A 23,913-nucleotide genomic window follows, 5' to 3' on the forward strand; every position below is an offset into this window, starting at 1 on the left:
TTCCTTTTTCATAATCATCATGAACTATCTGTCTTTTCTTTTCTCTTATATCTTATTTTTGATTTTGCATTGGGCATTGGGCATTGGGCATACCTCACTTTCTTGAGAACCGCTATATTAGTCGTTAATTTTTTGATGATTGACTATTGATTGAAGCATGAATTGGTACAGTGCGATTTCTTAAAAAACCACCTTGATGCTTTGCTGTTACTGCTTGAATTTCGGCGATAATCGCCAGAGCAATCTCTTCGGAATTATCTGCCCCAATGTCGAGTCCCACCGGACTATATAAATTTTGTTGCTGTTGTGGAGTGGGGATAACTCCTTCTTCTAGTAGTTCTTGCAATAATCGGGCTGTCCTTTTCTTAGGGCCAAGTACACCTAAGTATTTTAAGCCAGAAGGCAATAACACTCTCAGCAATTCCAGGTCGTCTAAATAATTATGAGTCATAACTACAGCAACAGTACGCTCATCTATCTTGATGTTTTTTAATACATCCTGAGGAGAACAAAATTTAACTCGATCGGCTTCTTGAAAACGCTTTCGGCTGGCTTCCCGTTGGCGGTTATCAACTACAGTAATATGCCATCCTAACTCTTTGCCAAAGCGAACAACGGGAAGAACGTCATACCCAGCACCCAAAATTACCAGCGACAGTGGCGGCTGAATGACTTGAATAAAAACTTCAACTTTCCCGCCTATTAACTGATATTGTTTCCCTACCGAGGTTTTGTGTTGAAGTGCTACTTGTGTATCCCTTAAAACCGCTGCTGCTAATTCCTCATCGCTGATGTGGTTGACGATCTCTGAATTTAGTAGCAGGCGATCGCCTATTTGAGATTTGCTTTCACCCTCTATATTAAATACAGTTGCAATAGCACTCTCAAACCGAGTATCAAGGCATTTGTGGACAAAACTAATTTGGTTCGGCTCGTTTACTGGCAACGATTCAATCAAAACATAAGCAATGCCTTGACAGCCAAGCCCCAATCCCCAAATTAAATCTTCCTCGGAGGTGGAGTCATACTTAACCACACAGGGACTACCAGTGTCCATTACCTGCTGTGCTTTCTCAAATACATCACTTTCCAAACAGCCACCGCTAATTGCACCTACTATCAAGCCATCTGCACTCATCAACATTCGCGCACCAGGACGGCGATAAGTTGAACCTTCCACTTTAACTAAAGTTGCCAAGGCTAGCTTTTTCGTCGTGTCTTTTACTTGCTCTAAAGCAGCCTTAATATCGTGTAGTTCTTTCATTGGTCAGCCTAAAAATTTTTGTAAGCTGTCGCGCATTTAAATTGTATATTCAGGGCGGGCGGGACGCCCACCCCACAAGACTTTAATTTTTTTTGACCTACAATTTAAATGCCGCAACAGCTTATCTCACTGTTTAAGTTTGATTGTAAGGACTTCAGCATAGGGGACGATATAACGATACTTGCAAGTTATTGTACAATCCTGCAAAATTCTTCTTCTAAACTAATCATGGGACGAGCCTTTGACATACTCCCCCGGCTGAAGCACGGGGGATTCTAAGCTCAGACAGCGATTGCAGGCATAGCCTGTCTAACATCGCCTAACTTAACGGTTGATACCCCAACCGCACAAATATTCTTAGCTGCATTCTCGTCTCTGTCGTTCACGTTCTGACAGGACGGACATCGCCATTCTCTCGTATTCAAATCCAACTTTTTTAGGACGTGTCCACAATGATTGCAAGTCTTAGAAGATGGATACCACTGATCGACGAAGATCACCTGCTTATTTTTTTTCTTGGCAACCCATTCGAGAATTTGGAGAAATTCGCCGAATGCAAGGTCTGAGATTTTACGTCCCCAAAGTCGTTGCATTCCTTTTAGATTCAACGTCTCAAAGCACAGCATATCGAACTTATCAGTTAGTTCGTGAGCCAATTTCCAGAACCAATCAGAGCGACGATTCACTACATCCTCGTGCTTGCGAACTAGATTGAGTCTTGCTCTTTCCCGGTTGGCTGAGCCTTTCCGTTTTTTGGAATGCTGACGATTTGCTTTCTTAATAGCGTTGAGGGACTGTTTCAGAAATTGCGGTGATTCGATTTTCGTTCCATCTGAGCAGGTGAGAAACGTTTTTAAGCCGAAATCAAAGCCAGCGATTCTACTCGTCTCGACTTTGGTTTCAGGTTCTTCAACGCTGTCAACGACCACAACCATAAATAGCTCTCCTAATGTCGTGCGTTTAATGGTTAACGTCTTGACCGTCCCCTCTATCTCTCTGGAATTCCAATACTGATAAACGCGATTCCCAATCTTAATTCGATTGCCGCCTAAGAATTTGTAGCCAGCTTGCTTGAGAGTGAACGATTTGTATCTGCGAACTTTCTTGAATCCGGGCGGTCTAACTCCTTTCTGGTGATGCTTAAAAAACAGTTGGTAGGCTTTCTCAATTCGTTGGCAGATATCCTGCACAGCTTGAGAGCCGACCGTTTGCCAGAACGCTTTACGCTTTCTCAGTTTGGCAATATGCGATTGAAGTTTTGCACAATTCAAATGCTTTCCCCACATCCGGTAGTACCGTTTATGGAGTGCAATGCAATGGTTGTAGATCACCCCGGCAGCATTGATACTTCGCTTGAGGTGTCTATTCCGCTTGCTTTGATATAGCTTAAACTTCAATGTTTTCATGCTATTATTGTATATCATCTAGATATACTTTGCCATAAAAAAGAGCGTATTTTTTAGGCTGACTGATGAAGAGTTTGAGAAGCTAGAATTTTATTGCGAATCACCCGGCAGATCGAAATCAGATGCTCTAAGGGAGCTTATTAGAAGCCTTAAGATCAAGAAAAAGCCGTCCTAGAAGGACGAGGCTTTAGACCCTATTTTTAGGTAAAGCTTTGGTTTGATGACTTTTAACTTACCTGCTTGTCCCTTTCTTATCCCGAACTCACGTTATATCAAATCCGTTAGTATCGGAATAGTAAATTCGAGTTCACTGTCAACCGTCAACCGTCAACCGTCAACCGTCAACCGTCAACCGTCAACCGTCAACATCATTCCGGTGTAACCGGAAATGATATTACATATAAATCGCACGGCTCAGGCGAACCCCGAAATCGGCATCCGGATTTGTCGTGGCGTCACCAAGCCGCTCTTGCATTACTGCAACTGCCAAGTCCCGGCGCTTTGGCGATCGTGATCCGTCGGCAGATGCCAGCGCTGCCGCCATCTGTTCGCGCGCGAGATCGGTGCAATAGCAGGGCGTGCCGGGTTGCTGACGCCACGAATCGGCGATCGTGCCCGCGTCGAAAGCATCAAGCCCGGTGTCTTCGACGAGGGCCATCGCCACGGAGCGATCGTTCTGGCGGTCAGCAGCCACAGGGAGGGCAATACGGTCAGGACTTCCAGCAGGCTTGCCCTTGGTGGCGAAGGAGCCAGACCCGATCGCGTTCCACGCCTTGGCGATCGGCCGGCTTAGCTGTTCGGCCACCCAGAGGCTCTCAACCTGCCCGGCTTCGATGGCATCGATCTTCTCATCGCGGTGGGGATAGTAATTCGACGTGTCGATGACGACTGTCTCGGCTGGTAGGTTGGCGATTAGCGGCGCGATTGTGGGAATGCGGTTGAGAGGGATCGAGAGGATCACCGCGTCAACGTCCTCCACCGCTTGGGCCGTCGAGACCGCGCGTGCGCCGAAAGCCAGCACATCGGCCTCGATCGTCTCAGGGCCGCGAGAGTTGGCCACCTTCACGTCATGTCCGGCCGCACTGAGTTTGCGTGCCAAAGTCTTCCCGATATGGCCAGTGCCTAAGATCCCGATGTTCATTTTCTTCCTGTTATCCATAAAAAATCGTGTTTTTTGGGTCACCCGCAAAATCGTTTGACCCTGCAACTTGTTTAGCTCGTGAGCGAAGGCTCAATGCGCCACATCAATGACAATCTTGCCGACAAAGTTTCCGCTCTCAAGAAGCCGATACGCCTCGCGATATTCTGCGAAGGGGAAGACCCGATCTATAACCGGCCTGACTTGGCTCGTTGCCATCGCTGCAAGCAAGGCTTCAAAACTGGTCCTAGGGCCGATCGCTATACCGGCAATGGTGAGGGAGCGCGAGAGTATGTCGATTGGTGGTAGCCCGCCACCAAAGCCGCTCACAAAGCCTACCAAGCCGATCTCACCGCCGATCCGGGTCGATGCTGCGGATTTTACAATCGTCGCCTCTCCAGCGATGTCGATGACCTTATCCACGCCCTTGCCGTCGGTGAGACGGAGAATTTCGCGGTGCCAGTCGGGAACCGCGCGGTAATTAACAACCGCTTCAGCTCCCATCGTCTTGAGTTTTTCGGCCTTTTCATCGGACGACGTGATCGCTAAAACCCGCGCGCCGAATATCCGCGCTATTTGGAGCCCAAACATTGCGACGCCTCCTGTCCCCTGAATGAGCACAGTCTGGCCCGGCTGAAGCGGTGTGGCAACGTGCAGTGCCGACCAAGCTGAAACGGCGGCGCAAGGAAGTGATGCGGCCTCGGTGTAGGACAGGTAGGCCGGCAGATGAACAAGTGCGTTCTCGTGCAGCAGCACGTGGTCAGCCAGCATACCGTCTATCGTCATGCCGATACTGCTCGATTGGAACTCCGCGAGGTATCGACCGCTAATCCAATGCACGGCGCAACTGGCAGTCACACGGTCGCCGATCTTGACTCGTGTAACGTCTGGCCCAATTGCCACGACCTCACCCGCGCCGTCCGACAAAGGAACGACGTTTTCCTTGACCGATCCCCCATATTGGTCGTGCAATATGGCTTGGTCGCGGAAGTTCAGTGAGGCGGCGTGAACCCGGACCAGCACTTGTTGAGGCCCCGGCTTTGGCAGAGGCTCGTCGTTCAGGTTCAGGCTTCCGCCTAGTTTGGTAAGTCTGACAGCTTTCAATTTCGTAATCCTTGATTTAAGTGGTGTCTAAGGTTGGCGTTGTTTGACGGGGTATTGCCAGTCCGTTCAAGGTGTCGCGAAGCTCAGCAAGGTCTTCATCGGAGAGACGGCAGGCCGTCTCGATCTTTTCAGGGATCGAGCACGCTGCCTCGCGGAGTGCCTCGCCCGCTTCTGTCAGCTCGATAAGAACGCGGCGTTCGTCCTGTTGGTCACGGGTGCGCGTCACCAACCCCGCGCTCTCCAGGCGCTTTAAGAGGGGCGTCAAGGTTCCGTTATCCATACCGAGTTCTTGCCCTACTTCCCCAACAGTGCGCGGGGTGCCCTCGTAGAGAGCCAGCATGACCAGAAACTGAGGATAGGTCAGACCCAAAGGCTCAAGAAAGGGCCGATGAAGCCGAATGACGCGGTTCGACGCACTATAGAGGGCAAACGAAAGCTGCCTCCCCACCTGTCGCCGTTGGTTGATGTTCGAGTTGTTATCCATTTAAAAATCCAGTCAACAACTATTATATAGCGCACTACATAATAGTTCAATACCTATAATTCACTTTTTTCTGGATCAGTCTTGCACCCATTCCCATGCGTTGCACCAAGGCGACGGTACGAAGATTCTTCCACACTGCCCACCGTTGCCAGCGCGCACCGTTCCCCCTGACTAGCGCTGGCACTTCAATCAACAAATGACCTCACAGCAGCTTGTCCGGCGTAATCGGCAAGTCCCTGATGCGTTTGCCCGTGGCATGAAAGACAGCGTTGGCGATCGCCGCCGGGATGCCGACCATGCCGAGTTCGCCCATGCCCTTGACACCGAGCGGATTGACGACTTTATCGTCCTCCTCAACGAATATCGTTTCGATCTCCAAGATATCGGCATTAACCGGCACGTGATAGTGCTGCAAATTCGGATTCATGATCCGCCCGTAACGATGGTCGATTTCAGTCGCCTCTTGCAGCGCCATACCAATGCCCCAGACAACGCCGCCGATTTCCTGGCTGTGCGAAGTTTTCGGATTCATGATCTTGCCGCAGGCGGTCACTTCAATTGCGCGCGTGACCTGGACAGTCCCGACATCCGGGTCAACTTTGACTTCCACGAATTGTGCGCCATGCGCGCCGGTTGCGTATTTTTCTCTTTCGGGCGAAGGTTTGGCTTCATGGACATCAACCAGTTCGGTCAGATTGTTCCGCCGCATTAACTCGGAAATATTTATCGATTGCGACGAATTGTTTTTGATTTGCAGCTTTCCGTCAAGCATCTCGACATCTTCTATTTTCGCTGTCTTAAGAGGCGAAGCCGCATCTTTATTAGCCAAATCCAACAGTTTCCGTCTGATGTTTTGTGCCGATTCATAAATCGCCGAGCCGACGCTCGCTGTGGTAAATGAACCACCCTGCACCGGCGCTTCCGGAAAATTAGTGTCCCCGAGTTCAAACTTGACCTTTTCGGCGGGCAAACCGAGATATTCAGCCGCAATCAAAGTCATTACCGTGTAGGTTCCCGGCCCGATATCCGCCGTGGCGCTCGCGACGTGCGCGGTGCCGTCGGACTTCAAAGTGATTTTTGCCGATGCCGGTCGCTGAAACGCGCCCCAAATTCCAGTAGCCATTCCCCAACCGACCAGAAGCCGTCCATCCCGCATGGAACGCGGCTCAGAATTGCGATTTTTCCAGCCGAACTTTTCGGCGCCGAGCCGGTAACACTCGCGCAAAGCCTTGCTTGAGTAAGGTTTCCCGCTATCTAGATCGACATCTGTGAAATTTATCAGCCTTAATTCGAGCGGGTCGATTTTCAGCGCGTAAGCCAGTTCGTCCATCGCGGATTCGATCGCAAACATTCCGGACACGGCGCCCGGAGCACGCATCGAGGTAGGACTCGCCAAGTCGGTTCTAACGATTTGCTGCTTTGTATCTACGTTAGGGCAAGCATAAAGCGGGCGCGAAAAAGTCGTCGTATTTTCCACCCATTCTTGGAAAGTAGACGAGTTATTCCTGGAATCATGAACGATCGCCGTCAACTTGCCGTTTCTTTCCGCCCCGAGCGAAACTTTCTGCCAGGTGTGCGAACGATACCCGTGTCCGGTAAACATTTGCTGCCTGGTATAAACCACCTTCACGGGACGCTTGATAACGCGCGCCGCCATTGCCGTCAGCGCCGGATAATAATTCGGTCTCAGAGAAGCACCGAACGCTCCGCCGACGAACGGGGAAATCACGTGAACGTTTTCTGCGGGAATGTTAAAGCTCGTCGCCAAATGCTCGCGAACCACATAAACGCCCTGCGTTTTATCGAAGATCGTCAGCTTATCGTTTTCCCAGAAAGCGATCGCGGCGTGCGGCTCCATCGGGTTGTGATGCTCGATCGGAATCGTATATTCCGCTTCGATTTTCACGGGCGCAGATTTTAAAGCTTCGACAGGATTGCCTCGCGGTTTTACGGCGCTTTCGGGACTTGGAAGAAAAGCCTTGTCCAACGAACTCTCCAGATCGGTCATCGGCTTTTCTTCGTTGTAAGTCGCCCTTACGAGGCGCGCGGCATTGCGCGCCTGCTCGAATGTCTCAGCCAGCACGAGCGCGATCGGCTGCATATTGAAGAAAATCTGATTCGAGTGCAGGGCGCGAAACGATTTATCAGGCACATCTGTGTTGATCTCCGGCTTGAGTTCCGGAGCAGCCTGCGCCGCCGGCTTCGGGTAATTTTCGTGGGTGAGGATGTTAATCACTCCCGGCGCACGGCTCGCTTCCGCCGTATCGATTGCTTTAATCGTGCCTTTGGCGATCGTGCTCGTCACGATAAAACCGTAGGCGAGATTGGGAACCTTGAATTCCGCAGCGTATTTAGCCTTGCCTGTAACTTTTGCAACGCCGTCCACGCGGCTCATTTCTTTACCGATGTATCTTGCCATTTCTTTTCTCCTCCCTAATTAGGCCGCACCGCTCGTCATCGCTTGCTGCAAAGCCAGAACAATGGCGCGTTTTCCGAGTTCGACTTTATAACCGTTATGTTCAAGCGGTTTCGCATCTTTCAAAGCCGCTTCGGCAGCAGCCTGAAAAGTTTCTTCCGTCGCCGGTTTTCCGATCAGAACTCTTTCGGCTTCGGGCGAACGCCAAGGTTTATGCGCCACGCCTCCCAAAACAACCCGTGCCTGTTTGATGGTGTTGCCGCTTGTTTCTAAAGCAGCAGCCACGGCAAGCAGTGCGAAAGCATAGGAAGCGCGATCGCGAACTTTTAGGTAATAAGACTTATTGGCGAAGTTATTCTTCGGCATTTCGATCGCCACGATCAATTCCCCATGCTGAAGATTGTTATCTTTTTGGGGCGTGTTGCCCGGCAAGCGATGAAAATCCTGGAGCGGGATTGTGCGTTCTTGCCCGTTCGTGCCGCGAATCCTCACTACCGCGTCCAGCGCATAAAGCGCATTCGCCATATCGCCCGGGTAAGTCGCCACGCATTTGTCGCTGTAGCCAAAAATGGCATGAATGCGATTAAGCCCCTGAAGCGCTCCGCATCCGCTGCCGGGATCGCGTTTGTTGCAGGGCATAGCGATGTCGTAAAAATACTGGCAACGGGTGCGCTGCATTAAATTTCCCCCGTTGGTCGCCATATTGCGAAGCTGGGCGGAGGCGCCGGCTAAAATCGCCATTGACAGAAGCGGGTAATTTTGCCGGACGAGCGGATGGTTGGCCGTGTCCGTATTTTTGGCTAAGGCGCCGATCGAAATTCCGTTCGAGGTCGATCGAATCTCCGCCAGATTCAAACCAGAGATGTCAACAAGTTCGCTGGGACGCTCGACGTATTCTTTCATCAAATCAATCAAATTTGTCCCGCCTGCGAGAAACTTTGCCGTTTGATTAGCAGAAACGGTGCCAACGGCGCTTGCGGCATCGGTGGCGCTGGAATATTTAAACGGTTGCATCGGCTTTGCCCTCCTCATTTAATGCAACGGCAATCTCTTCATCGCTGGCAAAATGCCAAGCCTGGGCTGTTTCGCGCCCGGACTGAACTTCTCTGATTGCCGCCACGATTCCCGGATACGCGCCGCAACGGCAAATATTGCCGCTCATGCGTTCTCTGATTTCTTCATCAGAGAGTGCTACATTCTGCGTGCTCGTCCGCAAATTGTTAGTGACGTGACTCGCGTCGCCGTTTTTGGCTTCCTGCAGCAGCGCCACCGCCGAACATATCTGCCCCGGCGTGCAGTAGCCGCACTGGAAGCCGTCGTGTTTGATGAAGGCCGCCTGCATCGGATGAAGATTGTCGCCGTCAGCGAGCCCTTCGATGGTCGTCACCTCTTTCCCCTCGCAACTGGCGGCAAGTGTCAGACAAGAAAGCACCCGGCGCCCGTCAACGATTACCGTACAAGCGCCGCACTGTCCTTGATCGCATCCTTTTTTGGTGCCGGTCAATCCCAGTGTTTCGCGCAGGGCATCGAGCAGCGCGGTGCGCGAATCCACTTCCAGGCGTTGGGCCGAGCCGTTGATTTTCAAAAGAACCTTAACGGCGTTTTCAACCCCAGGGGCCGGGGCGAACACGGCATCGGGCGCAGCGGCGAGGGTGGAAAAGGCTTCCTCTTTAGCCAGCAGGTGGAAGGCGAAGGTGCCGAGTAGGGCAGCCATGCTTTGCCCCAAGAATTTGCGGCGAGCAGCGCCGACAATACCGAGTTGGTCGAGCAGTGTTTCTTCGTCCGCGCTGAGCTGCGAATCGCTCTCGGTTGAATTGAAATCTTTCCGTTGTTGATTATCGTCCATGATGCTCCTTGCAAAATTCTCAAACAATCCCTGGACAAGTGTTTGTTTTTCGCGCCGACTCTTCTAACGCTCTGCACCCACCGAAGGCGCTTCTGTGCAATATAGCGGTTCTCAAAAAAGTGAGGTATGCCCTATGCCCTATGCCCTATGCCCTATGCCCATGAGTACCTCATCTTTTTGAGAAAGGCTATATTTATTTACAACCTGTCCCAATTTGCAGGTATCTCGGCGGCTACCCGTATTGAACCAATATCATCCACTCCAAGCTAAAGAGGCTCGAGCCCCGGCTATATGTTCTTCCTTTCCAGTTAGCAAAGCGAATAAGGCGTATTCCACGGGATGAGCATTCCAGAGTTCTATGATGTGTTCCTTCATATAAGACCATACGATCCCACCAGCAGTTTGGTAATGCTCGATCGCATCCTGGAGAACTTGCTCGCCGAAGATGGCATAGAAACAGACGAAATCCTTGGCAGGATCGCTTACTGCGGCTTCTGTCCAATCGATTAGTCCCATCAAATTTCCGTCTTTGTCCACAAGCGTATGACCGGGGTGAAAGTCGCCGTGAATCAAAGCCGAATGCTGAGGCCACAAGGCATCATTGGCAATCCAGTCCTGCCAACGTGCCCAGCGTGTATCAGAAACACCAAGCAGTTCTCTGGTCTTCTCCATATTCTCTGCCATAGATTGCCGCACTCGATCGACTGTTTGAACTCGGATACTGAATTGTTTCACTACCTCAATGTGTGTTCTGTGAAGTTGCGCCAGTGTTTTTGCTACCGAAGAAATGTATACAGCAGGCGGGGACTTCGGATCGATGTACCATACATAATCGCCGATATCTGGATCTATGGTTCCGGCAGGAATTCCCTTTAATAGCGGATAGGCAACCAGTTCATCCGAAACAATTTTCCAGACGGGAACGCTCACATCGACTTGGCTTTTAACCAGTTCAAGAACTTCTCTTTCATAATACATACGCTCAACAACATCAAGTCTTCTGGGAAATCGCAATACCCATTTGGTATTATCCTCTTTGGCAGTAGCAAACGTAGTTATGAAGTCCATTCCGGATTTGTTAATATTTAAGTTGTCTGCGTCCAAAATGAAGCCATTTTTGTCGGCGATGCTAAGTATTGTCCTGATTTGGTAGTCTTCACTAACAGATTTAGTCATTTTAAATTCGCTCCTTCACGAGCATTGGCTAACATCTATATCAGGCGTTCACCTCAAATTAGCCCAACGTAACATCAATATAATATAGCCGCACTACACCAAAGGGCTAGAATGTGGAATCAAGGGCGACATTAAGCGAGCAGAGAAAGCGATATGACCGTTGCGGTGAGCAGTTATCATTTTTGTCCTGTCGATTCAGTGTAAGCAGCAAACAAACCCTTTTGCGACCGAACGCCCTCGACAGTGCCGGTAAAATACTCGGCTGGTTCCTTGGCAGAAGGCTTTGCGCCACTTCGTTTGATGTTCATCGTTTGAATTCCTTTGGCTACCCCAATTGTAGAGATGGAGCACTTAGCGCCTGCTCTATCAATAGGGATGAATTTTTTAAGAAGCAAGGTTCGCCTTGATGCCGTTTTGGTTGTCAGTCGGCGAGTCTTTTGCCCAATCAAACCTGAGTTTTCTATTGTATAAAAATCCAGACGCTTGCAATTCGCCGGAATCGTTTTTCATTGCTTTAGCTTGATTCTAAGGATTCTCAAGAGCAAGCAATAGAACGATCGTCTAAGATTGTTGTACAATCCTGCAAACTTAGAAATGAACGCTGCCAAACCGAGTGAAAAGCCCGATATGGAGTTAATGAACGACAAGCAGGCAAAGCGCTTTGCAGACAGAGCGCAAGCCCACAGAGACGAACTAACTGAGCGGATTGCACGGGCGATTCCTCATGATGGGATGATTGAGCCGCTGAAAGGATTGTACTTCAACCGCTCCTCCTCACCTTCGGAATGCGTTCATAGTGTCTCTATCCCTGCCTTTTGTGCGATCGCTCAGGGCAGCAAAGAAGTGCTTCTGGGCTGCGATCGCTATCAGTACGACCCGATGCATTATTTGCTGGCTACGATCGAAATGCCGATTGCCAGCCAAATTCTGGAAGCGTCTAAGGCGCTACCGTACCTTAGCCTTCGCCTCGATCTCGACCCCACACTTGTCGGTTCAGTCATGGTTGAGGCGGGCGATCCCTCACCACAAAGGGGTGCTGATGTGAAAGCGATCGACGTAAGTCCGTTGGATGCAAATCTTTTGGACGCTGTGGTGCGGCTCGTCAGGCTTCTAGATTCCCCTGCTGAAGCTCATGTTCTGGCACCACTGATTAAGCGGGAAATCATTTACCGACTGCTGATGGGAGAGCAAGGTGGTCGGCTGCGTCATATTGCAGTTCTGGGTGGCTCTACCCACCAAATTGCTAGAGCAGTCGATCGACTTCGTAAAGACTTTAACCAGCCGCTGCGGATTGAAAGCATCGCACGAGAGCTGGGAATGAGTGTATCGAGCTTCCACCATCACTTCAAGTCTGTCACTGCCATGAGTCCCTTGCAGTTCCAGAAGCAACTGCGGCTCCAGGAAGCTCGCCGTCTGATGCTGGGGCAAAACCTTGACGCTACCAGTGCAGCCTACCGTGTGGGTTATGACGATTCCTCGCACTTCAACCGAGAGTACAAGCGGCTCTTTGGTATACCGCCGATGCGCGATATGGAGCGGCTGCGAGAAGCTGCTAGGGAGATTGCGAGTTCAACATGATCTCCTCAAGATGCTCTAATCAGGCCAGAAATCGCTAAAACGCAGTTCATAGTTACCGCAATCATATAGATAGAAAATCATCTTGCGATCGCCCTGTTAATAATTTCCACAAACTGATGCAGTAAAGCAGTCTACTCTCAGCAAACTAGACCTCTTGCAAAAACAACTAGGACGGGCAAGATGCCCATCCCACAAGAGTTATTTTTTCTTGTGGGGTGGGCCGGAGAGCCCGTCCAATAAATTTATGAAAAATACTTTTGTAAGAGGTCTACTCTCCGGTGTGGACTCGATCGCCCTTTAAATAAAAAAAATTAACAAAGGTGGGCAAATACTGCCCACCCTAATTCCTACTTCTCTACCGTGAAATACTCATTCTTAGCATACACGCTAATAATGCAGTCTCCCACTTCAAAAAACATCCCCTCTTGCTCATCTTTAGAAAATTGCAAGTTGCCGTATTTAGAATTAATTTCCTCAGCAGTCGCCGCTTTTGCCTCCATTTCATCCGGGATAAGTCCGGTAGAACCGATATAGAAAACCAGCGGTGAAACTTTTTCCCTGTACACTTTTTCAGCATAAGCTTCCAGTCGCTCGTTGGCATTAGCTAAAGCAGCGACAAATTCGTCTCGCTTGACATCTTCTCCCTGCCATTTCGCTTGCAAAAGGCGCAGCAAACTATCTCCACCAACTTTGGCTAAAGTAGCGCTAACAATTCCGTTATCTTCCAACCCCAAAAACTCATCGAAAATCAGTTTCATCAAGTCGTCAACTTTGGTGATTTTTGTTCGGGATGACAGCGTTTTGTGTGCGAAGACAACAGGCTCATCTAACGTGATGTCAAATGTCGGTTTTGCTAGCTTTTCGCCCGTGTTTTTGTGGTAAACTTCATAAAGGCGATCGAGAAATTTGTTGGCCGAGTGCAATTTGCCGAAGTTGAGGATGTTTTTGCTGCCGATGTCGATTTTGTAGCTGACTCGCGAATCTACTGAACCGTTGGCGATCGCACTTTTTAAATCTGTGTATTCCGTCGTCGTCGGAAAATTGATGTAAAGGCTTTTTGACAGATAATGCTGTTTCAATTCTTCCAATTGTTCCGCAGTGTAAGCCTCGGATTCTTCCTTCAAATGAGCCGAGAGAATGCTAGAGAGAATTTTGATTTCTGCGAGTTCCTCAAACACTCCGTCAAGGCTGCCGTAACGCCCGTCAAAAGGCACGAGGGGCAAAGTCTCTAACTTTATATCGTACTCAGAACGGAAATCAAATTCTTGCACAGGCGAACCGTCTTTTTCAAGGACACCGCATTTTTTGAGCAAATCAAACACTGGTTTGCTGCTGATTTTGGTTCGCAGCGACTTAATATTAACTTCGCCGTCGCTGACAATGGTATAATTGTTGAAAGTATTGAGGTCTGTAACTAGAATTCCCGCCACTTCTGCGATTAAAGTTCCATCCTCAACTTTTACCAGCTTAGCTTTTCGGGTAATCAGCATATTGATGGTAGCGGTATTTTGATTGATGGCAAATGAACCCATTTGCACGTATTCGCCACCATCTAAGAATTCAGTTTTCAGCCAAGGCTTGACAAGGTTGCCGTTTTCGTCTCGCTTTCCCTCAATTCGCTTCAAACCTTTTCGCTGATAATTTTCTTGCAAGTGTTTCAAGTTGATGATGATGCTGTTGCTGTTTTCCTCCAATATCTTGATTAACTCCAGCAGGGAAATTTTCTCGCTGACTTTTACCCGATCGCCAATTTCATGATTTTTCAACACCTCAGGCGCAAAAACAGCCTGTTCCAAATCTTCCGTAAACTCGGCTATTTGGGCATTTGTCAAAGCTTTCGCGTGTTTTTCGGTCAAAGTAGCGTCGAAGGTACTCGCCAGCGCATACTTAGCCGTATTTAAATTCCCGTCAGCGAGGTTAGCTTTCGCAAAAGCGAACACCGACTCATCAGTTTGAGCAACGGGAACATCTAGTTTGTCATACTCATCTTTGGCGACTTTCTGATATTTGTAAAAAAGTCCCCGATCCTCTGCTTTCAGCCCGCAGATTTTCAGCGTGCTCGATGAACCGTTGATTTTCTTGCCGCTTTTGGAAACAAAAACTTGATAATCATATTCCTTAATTAACGGTTCTTCCAGCGCAGGTGCAACCGAACTGCCTAACAGTTTTGTGCTGTCGTAAAGAGCATCGTAAACCATTTTGACTTCGCCAGCCCGGATGCAATTACCCGATAACGTGTTGGCGATTTTGGAGAGAAGTTTGAAGTCAGCAGAGGCATAGGAGATAGTGTTACCAAACACATCCATGTCTTTGAGTTCTTCGCAAATTTCCCCTAGTTTTGCAGCTTCGGAATTGGCACTGGGGTCATTTGCATAGCCGTCTGTGTGCAAATTGATCGCTGTCATTTCTCCAGCTTTAACCAGAGATTTAGCGAGTTGCATCGACTGCGATATGCAGGTACAGCCAGCCGTGTGGATTTTTTGAATTTCTTTGATGTATAGAGAGTCAAACTTCAGCACTTCTTGAATAGGAATTCGCTGGAAGTGACAAATTACGTCCCCCTTGTCAGCATAGGAAATCAGGCTGACAATTAGCTGGTAATTGTTGTATTCGTCTAAGGTCAAAAGCTTGATTAGGGTTTCTTTCAGCGGTTCTAAGTCATAATACATTGAGCCGGAACGGTCGATGATGATGATGCTGTGAGCGACGGATTTTTCTGGGATATCACCGGGCTTTCTTTCTAAGTTAATGCGATCGACTAGATAGAATGCCTTGGCGTTTCCGGCAAAATTGTAGAGGGTAAACTTGGTGCGAGTATTGGAGGCTGCTTGGCTGCTGGAACTTTTGACTTGAGATGATTGTTTTGCTTGCCGTGCCATAGTTTTCACCTATGTTGACTTATTCCTCAACTTTATCATGACACGCGCTTCTGTGGATGTCAAGGCCTGTCTGGAAAATTATCTGCGAGGCTAAATAAACATTAATATTGAGCGCTGCGGTGCAAGGGAAAATTGCGGCGCTAGGCTAAAGGTGGGGTGTTTTGGCAAAAGTAGTGGATCTGCGTAAGTCGTTTAGTAAATATTTAGTCAATCATGCTTTATTTAGAAAATCCGCTGCTCAAACTTTATCTAAATGTGTTCGGATGGGTGGCATTGGGATTTTTTATCGGCCGCCTGCTACCGAAAAGCTATTCTACATATTTAGCCAAGTTTCTTTTCTTCTTCGGCACGCCATTGAGCATTGTTGCTTTTATCCGCAGCGCCAATTTGTCGGGCGCTATTTGGATGGCGCCGCTGATAGCTTGGGCGGCAATTCTAGCAGGTGGAGGACTCGCTTGGATTTTGATAAATTTTGGGGTGGGCGAGGAACGTCTCAATAATCTTAATCGGATTATCGAAAATAGCCCGGAAGAAAACACCGCTTGGAGTTTGCCAACTCAAGGCAGCTTCTTGTTGGCAACGATGGTTGGTAATACGGGTTTTTTAGGCATTCCCGTCACCTTGTCCTTATTAGGCTCAGAACACTTTGCCTGGGCGTTGTTTTACGACTTGCTAGGCACTACGATGGGAATCAATATACTGGGAGTTGCTATTGCTTCTCACTGCGGTAAAAGCGATCGCCCTCAGAGTTGGTTAGGTCCGGTGCGGGCAATTTTTCTGAATCCGGCACTGTGGGCTTTTGGTCTAGGATTTGTCTCGCGCAGCTTGCCGCTGTCGGCACAAATCACAGAATTGTTAACAACAGGTGCTTGGACTGTAATTACTTTAGCTTTAATTACGATCGGGATGCAGTTGAGCAAGTTGAATTCGTTGCACAACCTCAAACAAGTTGTGGCTTGTCTCGTGATTAAAATGTTCTTAATTCCCTTAGTAATTGGCGCGGGATTAACGTTTTTGGGGATCGCGGGTGCGCCGCGACTTGTGCTAGTGCTGCAAATGGCGATGCCTCCTGCTTTTGGTACTACATTGCTGGCAGAAGCTTTCAATCTCGATCGCGAATTAGCCGTAAGTGCGATCGGCCTCGGCTGCGTTAGTTTATTATTCACTATTCCCATATGGATGAGGCTATTTAATTTTTAATAAAAATAGGAATTGCTCAGTTTTTAAACTGCCTTACTTCAGTGATCCCCAGCACAAACATTGAGCGATATATGTCATCTTGATTTAAAATAACAATCACGGGACTTGGAAACTGTATTGGCTTCTGCTAATGTGGAAATAGCCCGCTGAGAACGGGAAGAATAAAAGTATGGCAAGTATAAATTTTTCCTTGACAGGTTATCAAATTCTCGATCGCCTTTACTCAGGAACTCGCACCCTAGTTTATCGAGCTTTCCGCACTGGCGACAAACAGCCCGTAGCCATCAAAGTCTTGCGGAACGAGTATCCCAGCTTCAGCGAACTGGTGCAATTTCGCAATCAGTACACGATCGCCAAAAACCTCAACTTGCCCGGAATCATCGAAACCTACAGCTTGGAAACCTACCACAACAGCTATGCGCTGGTAATGGAAGACTTTGGGGGAATTTCTCTCAATGAATGGATGGAACAAGGGGAAACGGCCCCGACTCTGAGCGAGTTTTTGCAAGTGGCGATCGACCTGAGCAATACATTAGATATACTCTACCGCCACCGGATAATTCACAAAGACATTAAACCAGCGAATATTTTAATTAATCCGCAAACAAAACAAGTCAAACTCATTGACTTTAGTATTGCATCTTTGCTGCCAAGGGAAACTCAAACCCTGATGAACCCTAACGTGCTGGAAGGAACACTCGGCTATTTGTCTCCCGAACAAACGGGAAGGATGAATCGGGGGATTGACTACCGGACAGACTTTTACTCTTTGGGCGTGACTTTTTACGGATTGCTGGCGGGACAATTGCCGTTTCAATCCAACGATGCGATGGAATTGGTACACTGTCATATTGCCAAACAACCGCTATCACTGCATGAAATAAATCCCGCAATCCCGCCCGTCCTCTCGGAGATTGTCACCAAATTAATGGCAAAGAATGCCGAAGACCGCTATCAGAGTGCGTTGGGACTGAAATTCGATTTAGAATTTTGTTTGAAGCAACTCGAAGAAAACGGTAGGATAGAGAGTTTTACGATCGCGCAGAGGGATGTGGGCGATCGCTTCCTCATACCCGAAAAACTCTACGGTCGCGAAACCGAAGTTGCCGAATTACTCGCAGCATTCGATCGAGTAGCAGGTTTTTCACAGCAGCCATCAGAAAAGGGTGGAGGCTGCGAGTTAATGTTAGTCGCGGGTTTTTCTGGGATTGGGAAAACTGCAATTGTCAATGAAGTTCACAAACCAATTGCCCGCCAGCGCGGCTATTTCATCAAAGGCAAATTCGACCAATTTAACCGCAACATTCCTTTCTCAGCTTTTGTCCAAGCATTTCGAGATTTAATGGGACAATTGTTGAGTGCCAGTGACCAGCAGTTGAAAAACTGGCAAACTCAAATATTGCAAGCAGTGGGCGATAACGGACAAGTCATTATTGAAGTAATTCCCGAACTAGAAAGAATTATTGGGCCACAACCGCCCGCACTAGAATTATCAGGAACTGCGGCCCAAAATCGGTTTGATTTGCTGTTTCAAAACTTTATTCACGTGTTCACAAAACCAGAACATCCCCTGGTGATGTTTTTGGATGACTTGCAGTGGGCTGATTCCGCCTCACTGCGGTTAATGCAACTGCTGGTTGCCGAGTCAGCAACCGGCTATTTATTAGTAATTGGTGCCTACCGAGATAATGAAGTGTTTGCAGCACATCCGTTGATGCTGACACTGGATGCAGCGGTCAAAGCTGGGGCAACGGTGAATACTCTGACGCTGGAACCGTTGAGTTCCGAAAGTCTAAATCATTTGGTTGCTGATACGCTCAATTGCGATCGATATTGGGCAAGACCTTTGGCTGATTTGGCGGCACAAAAAACCCAAGGAAATCCCTTTTTTGCAACGCAGTTTCTCAAAGCACTGCATCAGGATGGGCTGATTGAGTTTGACCGGGTTGCTGGTTATTGGCAGTGCGATATTGTGCGAGTTCGGGAGGCAGCGCTGACGGATGATGTGGTCGAGTTTATGGCGTTGCAGTTGCAAAAATTGCCGCCAGGGACTCAGAATGTGTTGAAGTTGGCTGCTTGTGTGGGGAATCAGTTTGATTTGGGGACTTTGGCAGTTGTCTCCCAGCAATTGGAAACGGAAACGGCCGCGGATTTGTGGAAGGCTTTGCAAGAGGGGTTAATCTTGCCTGAAAGTGAAGTCTACAAGTTTTATATGGGGCGAGAAAGACGGGAGGAAACACAAAATTCGGAGGTGGTGAATTACAAGTTTTTGCACGATCGCGTTCAGCAAGCTGCCTATTCTTTAATTCCCGAACAAGAGCGATCGCGCGTTCACTATCAGATTGGACAATTGCTGAGGCAGCAAATTTCCCCCGCAGCTATAGAAGAGCAAATTTTTTCAGTCGTCAATCAGTTGAATTATGGTATTGCGCTGATTGAAGACCAAACAGAACGATCTGAATTGGCACAACTAAACCTCACGGCTTGCCGCAAAGCCAGAGCCGCTACTGCTTATCAAGCTGCTCGCGAGTATGCTGCGATCGGGCTAAATTTGCTTGGAGAGAGCGCTTGGCAACGACAGTACGAGATGACCTTGAACTTGCACGACATAGCCGCAGAATTGGCTTCACTCTGTGGTGAATTTGACCAGATGGATCGGTGGATTGACACTGTGATTCATCATACCAGCACTCCCCTAGAGCGAGTGAGCGTTTACATCGTCAAAATTCAGGCATTAACGTCCCAGAACAAGTTTTTAGAAGCAATTGCTATCGGTTTGTTGAGTCTCAAAGAATTAGGAGTTGAATTGCCCGATAGCCCTACATCAGAAGATATTCAGCAAGCAGTGCAGGAAATTAATAGCTCGCTCGGCGATCGACCGATTGAAGAGTTATTCGATCTGCCAGCAATGGTGGATACCCAAAAGCTGGCTGCGATGCAAGTGGCGGCAAGTATGGTATCAGCTTGTTATCTGGTTGGTTCGTCTTTGTTTGCACTGGTGACGGCCTTACAGGTAAATTTATCTATCCAATATGGCAACAGTCGTAGTTCAGCTTATAGCTATAGTTGTTATGGCATTTTTCTCAACAACTTTCTACAAGATGTGACGGTAGCCGATCAGTTTGGCCGATTAGCTTATCGTCTTGCCAGTGGCGCGGATTCTAAAAATATTCGTTCTGAAACTTTTTCTGTGATCGGACTCTGTTTGTACCATCGCAAATCGCATTTGCGGGATACCATCCCCATTATTGAGGCAGCGTATCAAGCCGGATTAGAAACAGGCAATCTAGAGTTTGTCGGGTATAGCGGGCAGGCATTTTGTATAAATACCTTCTGGTGCGGTCAACCTTTGGCAGAACTTGAGCCCCAAATTCGGGCATACCGTCAGCAATTACTCGACCTCAACCAACTAACGACGGCAAATTATTGTTCGGTTTTTTGGGAAGCAACGCTGTTTTTATTGGGCAATCCAAACAACTTTGAGATTTCCTTTGAACAGGAAGGCTATGAGGAGAAGCTGGTTTCTCAGTCGCTTGCCTCTAACGATTTTTACCGACTCTGCATCTTCTATCTGTACAGGGCGACGTTGAGATTCCTGCAGGGAGAGATTGCTGGGGCCGCAGTAGATGTCGATCGAGCAAGACAGTATATAGCGGGAAGTGTAGGAACTGCTTCCGAAGCTGGTTTATATTTCTATGAGTCACTCATAGCCCTTGCCACTCCTGAGTCCGAGACTGAGTTAGAAACGCAGCGGCAACGAGTTCAGGAAAATCAAACTTCGTTGCAGCATTGGGCAGAACACGCCCCCATGAATTATTTGCATAAGTGGCAGTTGGTAGAAGCAGAGAAATACCGAGTTGCCAGACAGAGGGCAGAAGCTATTGAAATGTACGATCGTGCCATTTCTGGAGCAAAAGAAAACGAATACATCCAAGAACAAGCCCTCGCTAACGAACTAGCAGCTAAATTCTACCTCGACTGGGGCAAAGAAAAAGTGGCGCAAGCTTATATGCAAGAAGCCTACTACTGTTATGCTCGCTGGGGTGCGAAAGCCAAAATCGATGACTTAGAAAAACGCTATCCCCAACTTCTTGCTCCCATATTTCAAGCAAGAGAAAATCGTTTTGGAATCAGCGAAACTCGCCTCCACACAATCAATAAATCGTCAGTTTTACATCAAACCTGGCACACAACTCTATCTAGCAGCAGCAGTATTTACGAAGCCCTCGATTTCGCGACTATTCTCAAAGCCTCCCAAACTCTATCGAGTGAAATTCAATTAGAAAAATTGCTGGCTGCACTGATGTGTGTGGTGATGGAAAATGCCGGGGCAAAAAAAGCAGTTCTGCTGTTGCTTAAGGATGGGAATCTCGCGATCGAAGCTGTGGCCTCCTTCCATCGAGATGTCATCTCAATATCTGTACCGCTGTCAGCCAGCGACGAGGTTCCCGCTGCTTTGGTCAACTATGTTAAGCGGACTTGGAAAACTGTAGTTTTGGATAATGCAGCAGTACAAAGCGATTTTATTGCCGATCCGTATTTGATGCAGGAAAAGCCCAAAAGTGTGCTGTGCGCGCCAATTTTAAATCAGGGTAAATTAATCGGCTTGCTATATCTAGAAAATAACTTGACAATTGGTGCATTTACAGAAGATCGCACTGAAGTCATCCAACTTTTGTGCGCCCAAGCGGCTATCTCTCTAGAAAATGCCCGCTTGTACCAACAATCTCAAGCTTATGCACAAGAATTAGAGCGATCGCTCCTCGATTTGCAGCAAGCACAGTTACAAATCGTGCAAAGCGAAAAAATGTCCGCCTTGGGCAATTTAGTAGCGGGAGTTGCCCACGAAATTAATAATCCTGTCGGCTTTATTAGCGGCAATATTGAGGAAGCAACCACCACAATCAAAGATGTGATTGGTCACTTAAAATTATATCAACAAAAACTGCCAAATCCCGGCGATGAAATCGAAGAAGATGCGGAGGATATTGATTTAGAGTATGCTTTAGAAGATTTGCCAAAGATGCTGTTGTCGATGAAAGTGGGATGCGATCGCATTCGCGGCATTAGCACCAGCCTCCGCACCTTCTCCAGAGCCGATAAAGACTACAAAGTTCCCTTTAATATCCATGAGGGCATTGACAGCACTATCTTAATTTTGAAACACAGGCTGAAAGCCAACGAACACCATCCCCCGATCGAAGTCGTCACAGACTACGGCAATCTCCCGCAAATTGAATGCTTTCCCGGTCAACTGAACCAAGTCTTTATGAACCTGCTTGCTAACGCGATCGATGCCCTAGAAGAATCAAACCAAGGACGCAGTTTGGAGGCAATTAAAGCAAATCCACACTGTATCACTGTTCGTACCAGTCTGTCGGGCGATCGGCACATCAAAGTTCAGATTGCCGATAACGGTGCGGGCATGACAGAAGCAGTAAAACAGCGGATTTTTGACCATTTGTTCACCACGAAGGCAGTAGGAAAAGGTACCGGGTTAGGATTGGCGATCGCCCGCCAGATTGTAGTCGAAACCCACGGCGGAACAATTAATGTAAATTCTACTTTGGGGGGAGGAAGTGAATTTGAGATAGTGTTACCTATTAACGGATAAAAGTAGAGGGCATCCGTCCTACCATTTTAGATTTTAGATTTTAGATTTTAGATTGAAGAATTGGGAATGACAGATGACCTAATGATTTGGAGCTGGCCTACAGTTGCATTCTTGTTTCAAAGCGGTATCAGAAGTAAAAAATTGAGGAGGAGGAAGGATGAAAAAGGTTATTCATTTTTCATTCTTCCTCCTTTTGTTTGTCGAGTTTGAGTTCCTTGAGTGCGATCGACTAATTTCTATTTGAAAAAATTCATAATAACTAAATTAGATTGCCGATCGGGCATTATACCAGCCCCGATCGCAACTGCGGACACGGGCAAAACTTCCAGCGCCCCTTCGCCAGATTGCCAAAATCTCAATTATGCTAACCTAGGCAAGCAGCAATCCCTTGTCACGAAGGCGATTAACATAATTTCAAACAATTTATTTTATTGAGGACTGGTGTATCCCCTATGGCAAACCTGATCGGCACAGACAGCAACGACTTTATTCTAGGAACTCCGCTGAGCGATCGAATTCGCGCCTTAGATGGCGATGACACGCCCCTGGGTGCGGGAGGAGATGACACCCTAGAGGGCGACGGCGGCAACGACCAGCTTCTTGGAGGTGACGGGGCAGATTCGCTGATTGGCGGTGAAGGAAATGACGAACTTATTGGCAACCAAGGCCGCGATTTTGCTTCCGGCGGGAACGGCGACGACTCGATTCGCGGCGGTTTGGGCAACGACATCCTCGAAGGCAACGACGGGATAGACAGCGTGGTGGGAGACGCTGGGGACGACTTAGTTTTTGGCAACGGAGGCTTTGATGTGATTGCCGGCGGTACTGGCAACGACACGCTCACAGGAAGTGACGGCGACGATTCCGTGTTCGGGAATGCTGATGAGGACTTTCTTTACGGGAATTTTGGGAACGATTCTCTCAACGGCGGTAGCGGCAGGGATCAACTGTTGGGCGGTGAGGGCAACGATTACTTGAGTGCCAGCGACGGCGACGACACTTTGTACGGCAATGCCGACAACGATTCGCTCTTCGGAGATGCTGGTAACGACCAGATATTCGGCGGCAAGGCTGACGATACAGCTTTTGGCGGCACAGGTTCCGATACGCTTCGCGGGGATGAAGCCGACGACTCGGTACTGGGAGATGAAGGCAATGACTTCCTGTTTGGTGGCAAAGGTAATGATGCTCTCGACGGCGGTTTTGGCGATGACTCGTTGGCCGGAGGTATCGGCGACGATACAATTTTGGGCAGTTTCGGCAATGACAATTTATTTGGAGCAGAGGGTAATGATTCTCTGATCGGAGGTGAGGGTTCGGATACTCTGACTGGCGGCAGCGGCAGCGATGTCTTTGGATTGGGAGCCGGGCCTGGCAGTTTGGCTTTAATTACTGATTACAATGAGGCAGAGGATTTCTTTGGACTGCCGAGCAATTTATCTTTCGCTCAACTGCAAGTTCGGCAAGGTAACGGTGCAAATATCAGGGATACAGTAATTACGACGCTCGACGGCAAGCTTTTAGCAATTTTGACAGACACTCCGGCGGCGCTGCTCGATGCCAATGATTTTATCGCTGTGACTGGGACGGCTACCCCCAGACCAACCACAACTACAACTACAACTACAACTACAGTTACAACCACAATTACAGATCCAACTCTAACTCCAACTCCAACTCCGACGGAAACTCCGACTCCGACTCCGACTCCGACTCCGACTCCGACTGCGACGCCGAATCCGACTCCGCCGCCGAGTCCGGAGCCAGATGCGACGCGGAAGGCAAGAACGACGAGGCCGGCGACGCGG

General features: G+C 48.4%; 17 protein-coding genes and 1 pseudogene. 5 read left to right on the forward strand and 13 right to left on the reverse strand.

Annotation, left to right across the window (positions count from 1 at the left end):
- Positions 1–124: 124 nt before the first annotated feature.
- Positions 125–1,264: an XdhC family protein gene (locus E5S67_RS18955; protein WP_172189850.1), complete on the reverse strand. Its 1,140-nt coding sequence runs from the start codon at positions 1,262–1,264 to the stop codon at positions 125–127.
- A 281-nt stretch (positions 1,265–1,545) separates the two neighbouring features.
- Positions 1,546–2,670 carry an RNA-guided endonuclease InsQ/TnpB family protein gene (locus E5S67_RS18960; protein WP_172189852.1) on the reverse strand — a complete coding sequence of 375 codons (1,125 nt, stop codon included), beginning with the start codon at positions 2,668–2,670 and terminating at the stop codon, positions 1,546–1,548.
- A gap of 34 nt (positions 2,671–2,704) precedes the next feature.
- On the opposite strand from E5S67_RS18960, the gene E5S67_RS18965 reads away from it, so the two are divergent.
- On the forward strand, positions 2,705–2,845 hold the full coding sequence (locus E5S67_RS18965) for a ribbon-helix-helix protein, CopG family (RefSeq protein WP_172189878.1): 141 nt from the start codon (positions 2,705–2,707) through the stop codon (positions 2,843–2,845).
- A 219-nt stretch (positions 2,846–3,064) separates the two neighbouring features.
- Here E5S67_RS18965 and E5S67_RS18970 read toward each other — a convergent pair whose 3' ends face one another.
- The 10 genes and pseudogenes from E5S67_RS18970 to E5S67_RS34075 form a co-directional block, all read right to left on the reverse strand.
- Positions 3,065–3,877: an NADPH-dependent F420 reductase gene (locus E5S67_RS18970; RefSeq protein WP_246276861.1), complete on the reverse strand. Its 813-nt coding sequence runs from the start codon at positions 3,875–3,877 to the stop codon at positions 3,065–3,067.
- Between the two features lie 24 nt (positions 3,878–3,901).
- Entirely contained in the window at positions 3,902–4,912 is a 1,011-nt protein-coding gene (locus E5S67_RS18975) for a zinc-dependent alcohol dehydrogenase family protein (RefSeq protein ID WP_216670575.1), read from the reverse strand.
- Positions 4,913–4,928: 16 nt separating this feature from the next.
- On the reverse strand, positions 4,929–5,396 hold the full coding sequence (locus tag E5S67_RS18980) for a MarR family winged helix-turn-helix transcriptional regulator (RefSeq protein ID WP_172189854.1): 468 nt from the start codon (positions 5,394–5,396) through the stop codon (positions 4,929–4,931).
- 53 nt (positions 5,397–5,449) lie between these two features.
- Positions 5,450–5,560 (reverse strand): annotated as a pseudogene (locus tag E5S67_RS34800) (hypothetical protein); the annotation flags it as partial.
- A 38-nt stretch (positions 5,561–5,598) separates the two neighbouring features.
- Positions 5,599–7,815 carry a xanthine dehydrogenase family protein molybdopterin-binding subunit gene (locus tag E5S67_RS18985; RefSeq protein WP_172189856.1) on the reverse strand — a complete coding sequence of 739 codons (2,217 nt, stop codon included), beginning with the start codon at positions 7,813–7,815 and terminating at the stop codon, positions 5,599–5,601.
- An 18-nt stretch (positions 7,816–7,833) separates the two neighbouring features.
- Positions 7,834–8,844, reverse strand: a complete 1,011-nt coding sequence (locus tag E5S67_RS18990) for an FAD binding domain-containing protein (protein ID WP_246276862.1) — start codon at positions 8,842–8,844, stop codon at positions 7,834–7,836.
- The gene (locus E5S67_RS18995; protein ID WP_172189858.1) at positions 8,813–9,658 is read right to left on the reverse strand and encodes a 2Fe-2S iron-sulfur cluster-binding protein; all 846 of its coding nucleotides are present in this window, start codon (positions 9,656–9,658) and stop codon (positions 8,813–8,815) included. Before E5S67_RS18995 ends, E5S67_RS18990 begins: the two co-directional genes overlap by 32 nt.
- Before the next feature lie 252 nt (positions 9,659–9,910).
- A complete protein-coding gene (locus E5S67_RS19000) occupies positions 9,911–10,834 on the reverse strand; it encodes a macrolide 2'-phosphotransferase (protein ID WP_172189860.1) in 924 nt (307 codons plus the stop codon).
- Positions 10,835–11,010: 176 nt separating this feature from the next.
- Positions 11,011–11,142: a hypothetical protein gene (locus E5S67_RS34070; protein WP_281363555.1), complete on the reverse strand. Its 132-nt coding sequence runs from the start codon at positions 11,140–11,142 to the stop codon at positions 11,011–11,013.
- 76 nt (positions 11,143–11,218) lie between these two features.
- Positions 11,219–11,344, reverse strand: a complete 126-nt coding sequence (locus tag E5S67_RS34075; protein ID WP_281363556.1) for a hypothetical protein — start codon at positions 11,342–11,344, stop codon at positions 11,219–11,221.
- A gap of 84 nt (positions 11,345–11,428) precedes the next feature.
- On the opposite strand from E5S67_RS34075, the gene E5S67_RS19005 reads away from it, so the two are divergent.
- Positions 11,429–12,412, forward strand: a complete 984-nt coding sequence (locus tag E5S67_RS19005; protein WP_172189862.1) for an AraC family transcriptional regulator — start codon at positions 11,429–11,431, stop codon at positions 12,410–12,412.
- Positions 12,413–12,759: 347 nt separating this feature from the next.
- Here E5S67_RS19005 and E5S67_RS19010 read toward each other — a convergent pair whose 3' ends face one another.
- Complete coding sequence (locus E5S67_RS19010; protein WP_172189864.1) at positions 12,760–15,291, reverse strand: vWA domain-containing protein; 2,532 nt, start codon at positions 15,289–15,291, stop codon at positions 12,760–12,762.
- Positions 15,292–15,504: 213 nt separating this feature from the next.
- On the opposite strand from E5S67_RS19010, the gene E5S67_RS19015 reads away from it, so the two are divergent.
- From E5S67_RS19015 to E5S67_RS19025, 3 genes are all read left to right on the forward strand, one after another.
- Positions 15,505–16,491: an AEC family transporter gene (locus E5S67_RS19015; protein ID WP_172189865.1), complete on the forward strand. Its 987-nt coding sequence runs from the start codon at positions 15,505–15,507 to the stop codon at positions 16,489–16,491.
- A 169-nt stretch (positions 16,492–16,660) separates the two neighbouring features.
- Positions 16,661–22,105: a trifunctional serine/threonine-protein kinase/ATP-binding protein/sensor histidine kinase gene (locus tag E5S67_RS19020; protein ID WP_172189866.1), complete on the forward strand. Its 5,445-nt coding sequence runs from the start codon at positions 16,661–16,663 to the stop codon at positions 22,103–22,105.
- 452 nt (positions 22,106–22,557) lie between these two features.
- Positions 22,558–23,913: calcium-binding protein (locus E5S67_RS19025; RefSeq protein ID WP_246276863.1), on the forward strand; the 1,356-nt coding region annotated here is incomplete at its 3' end.

It is taken from the genome of Microcoleus asticus IPMA8, assembly GCF_013179805.1.
Taxonomy (GTDB): domain Bacteria; phylum Cyanobacteriota; class Cyanobacteriia; order Cyanobacteriales; family Microcoleaceae; genus Microcoleus; species Microcoleus asticus.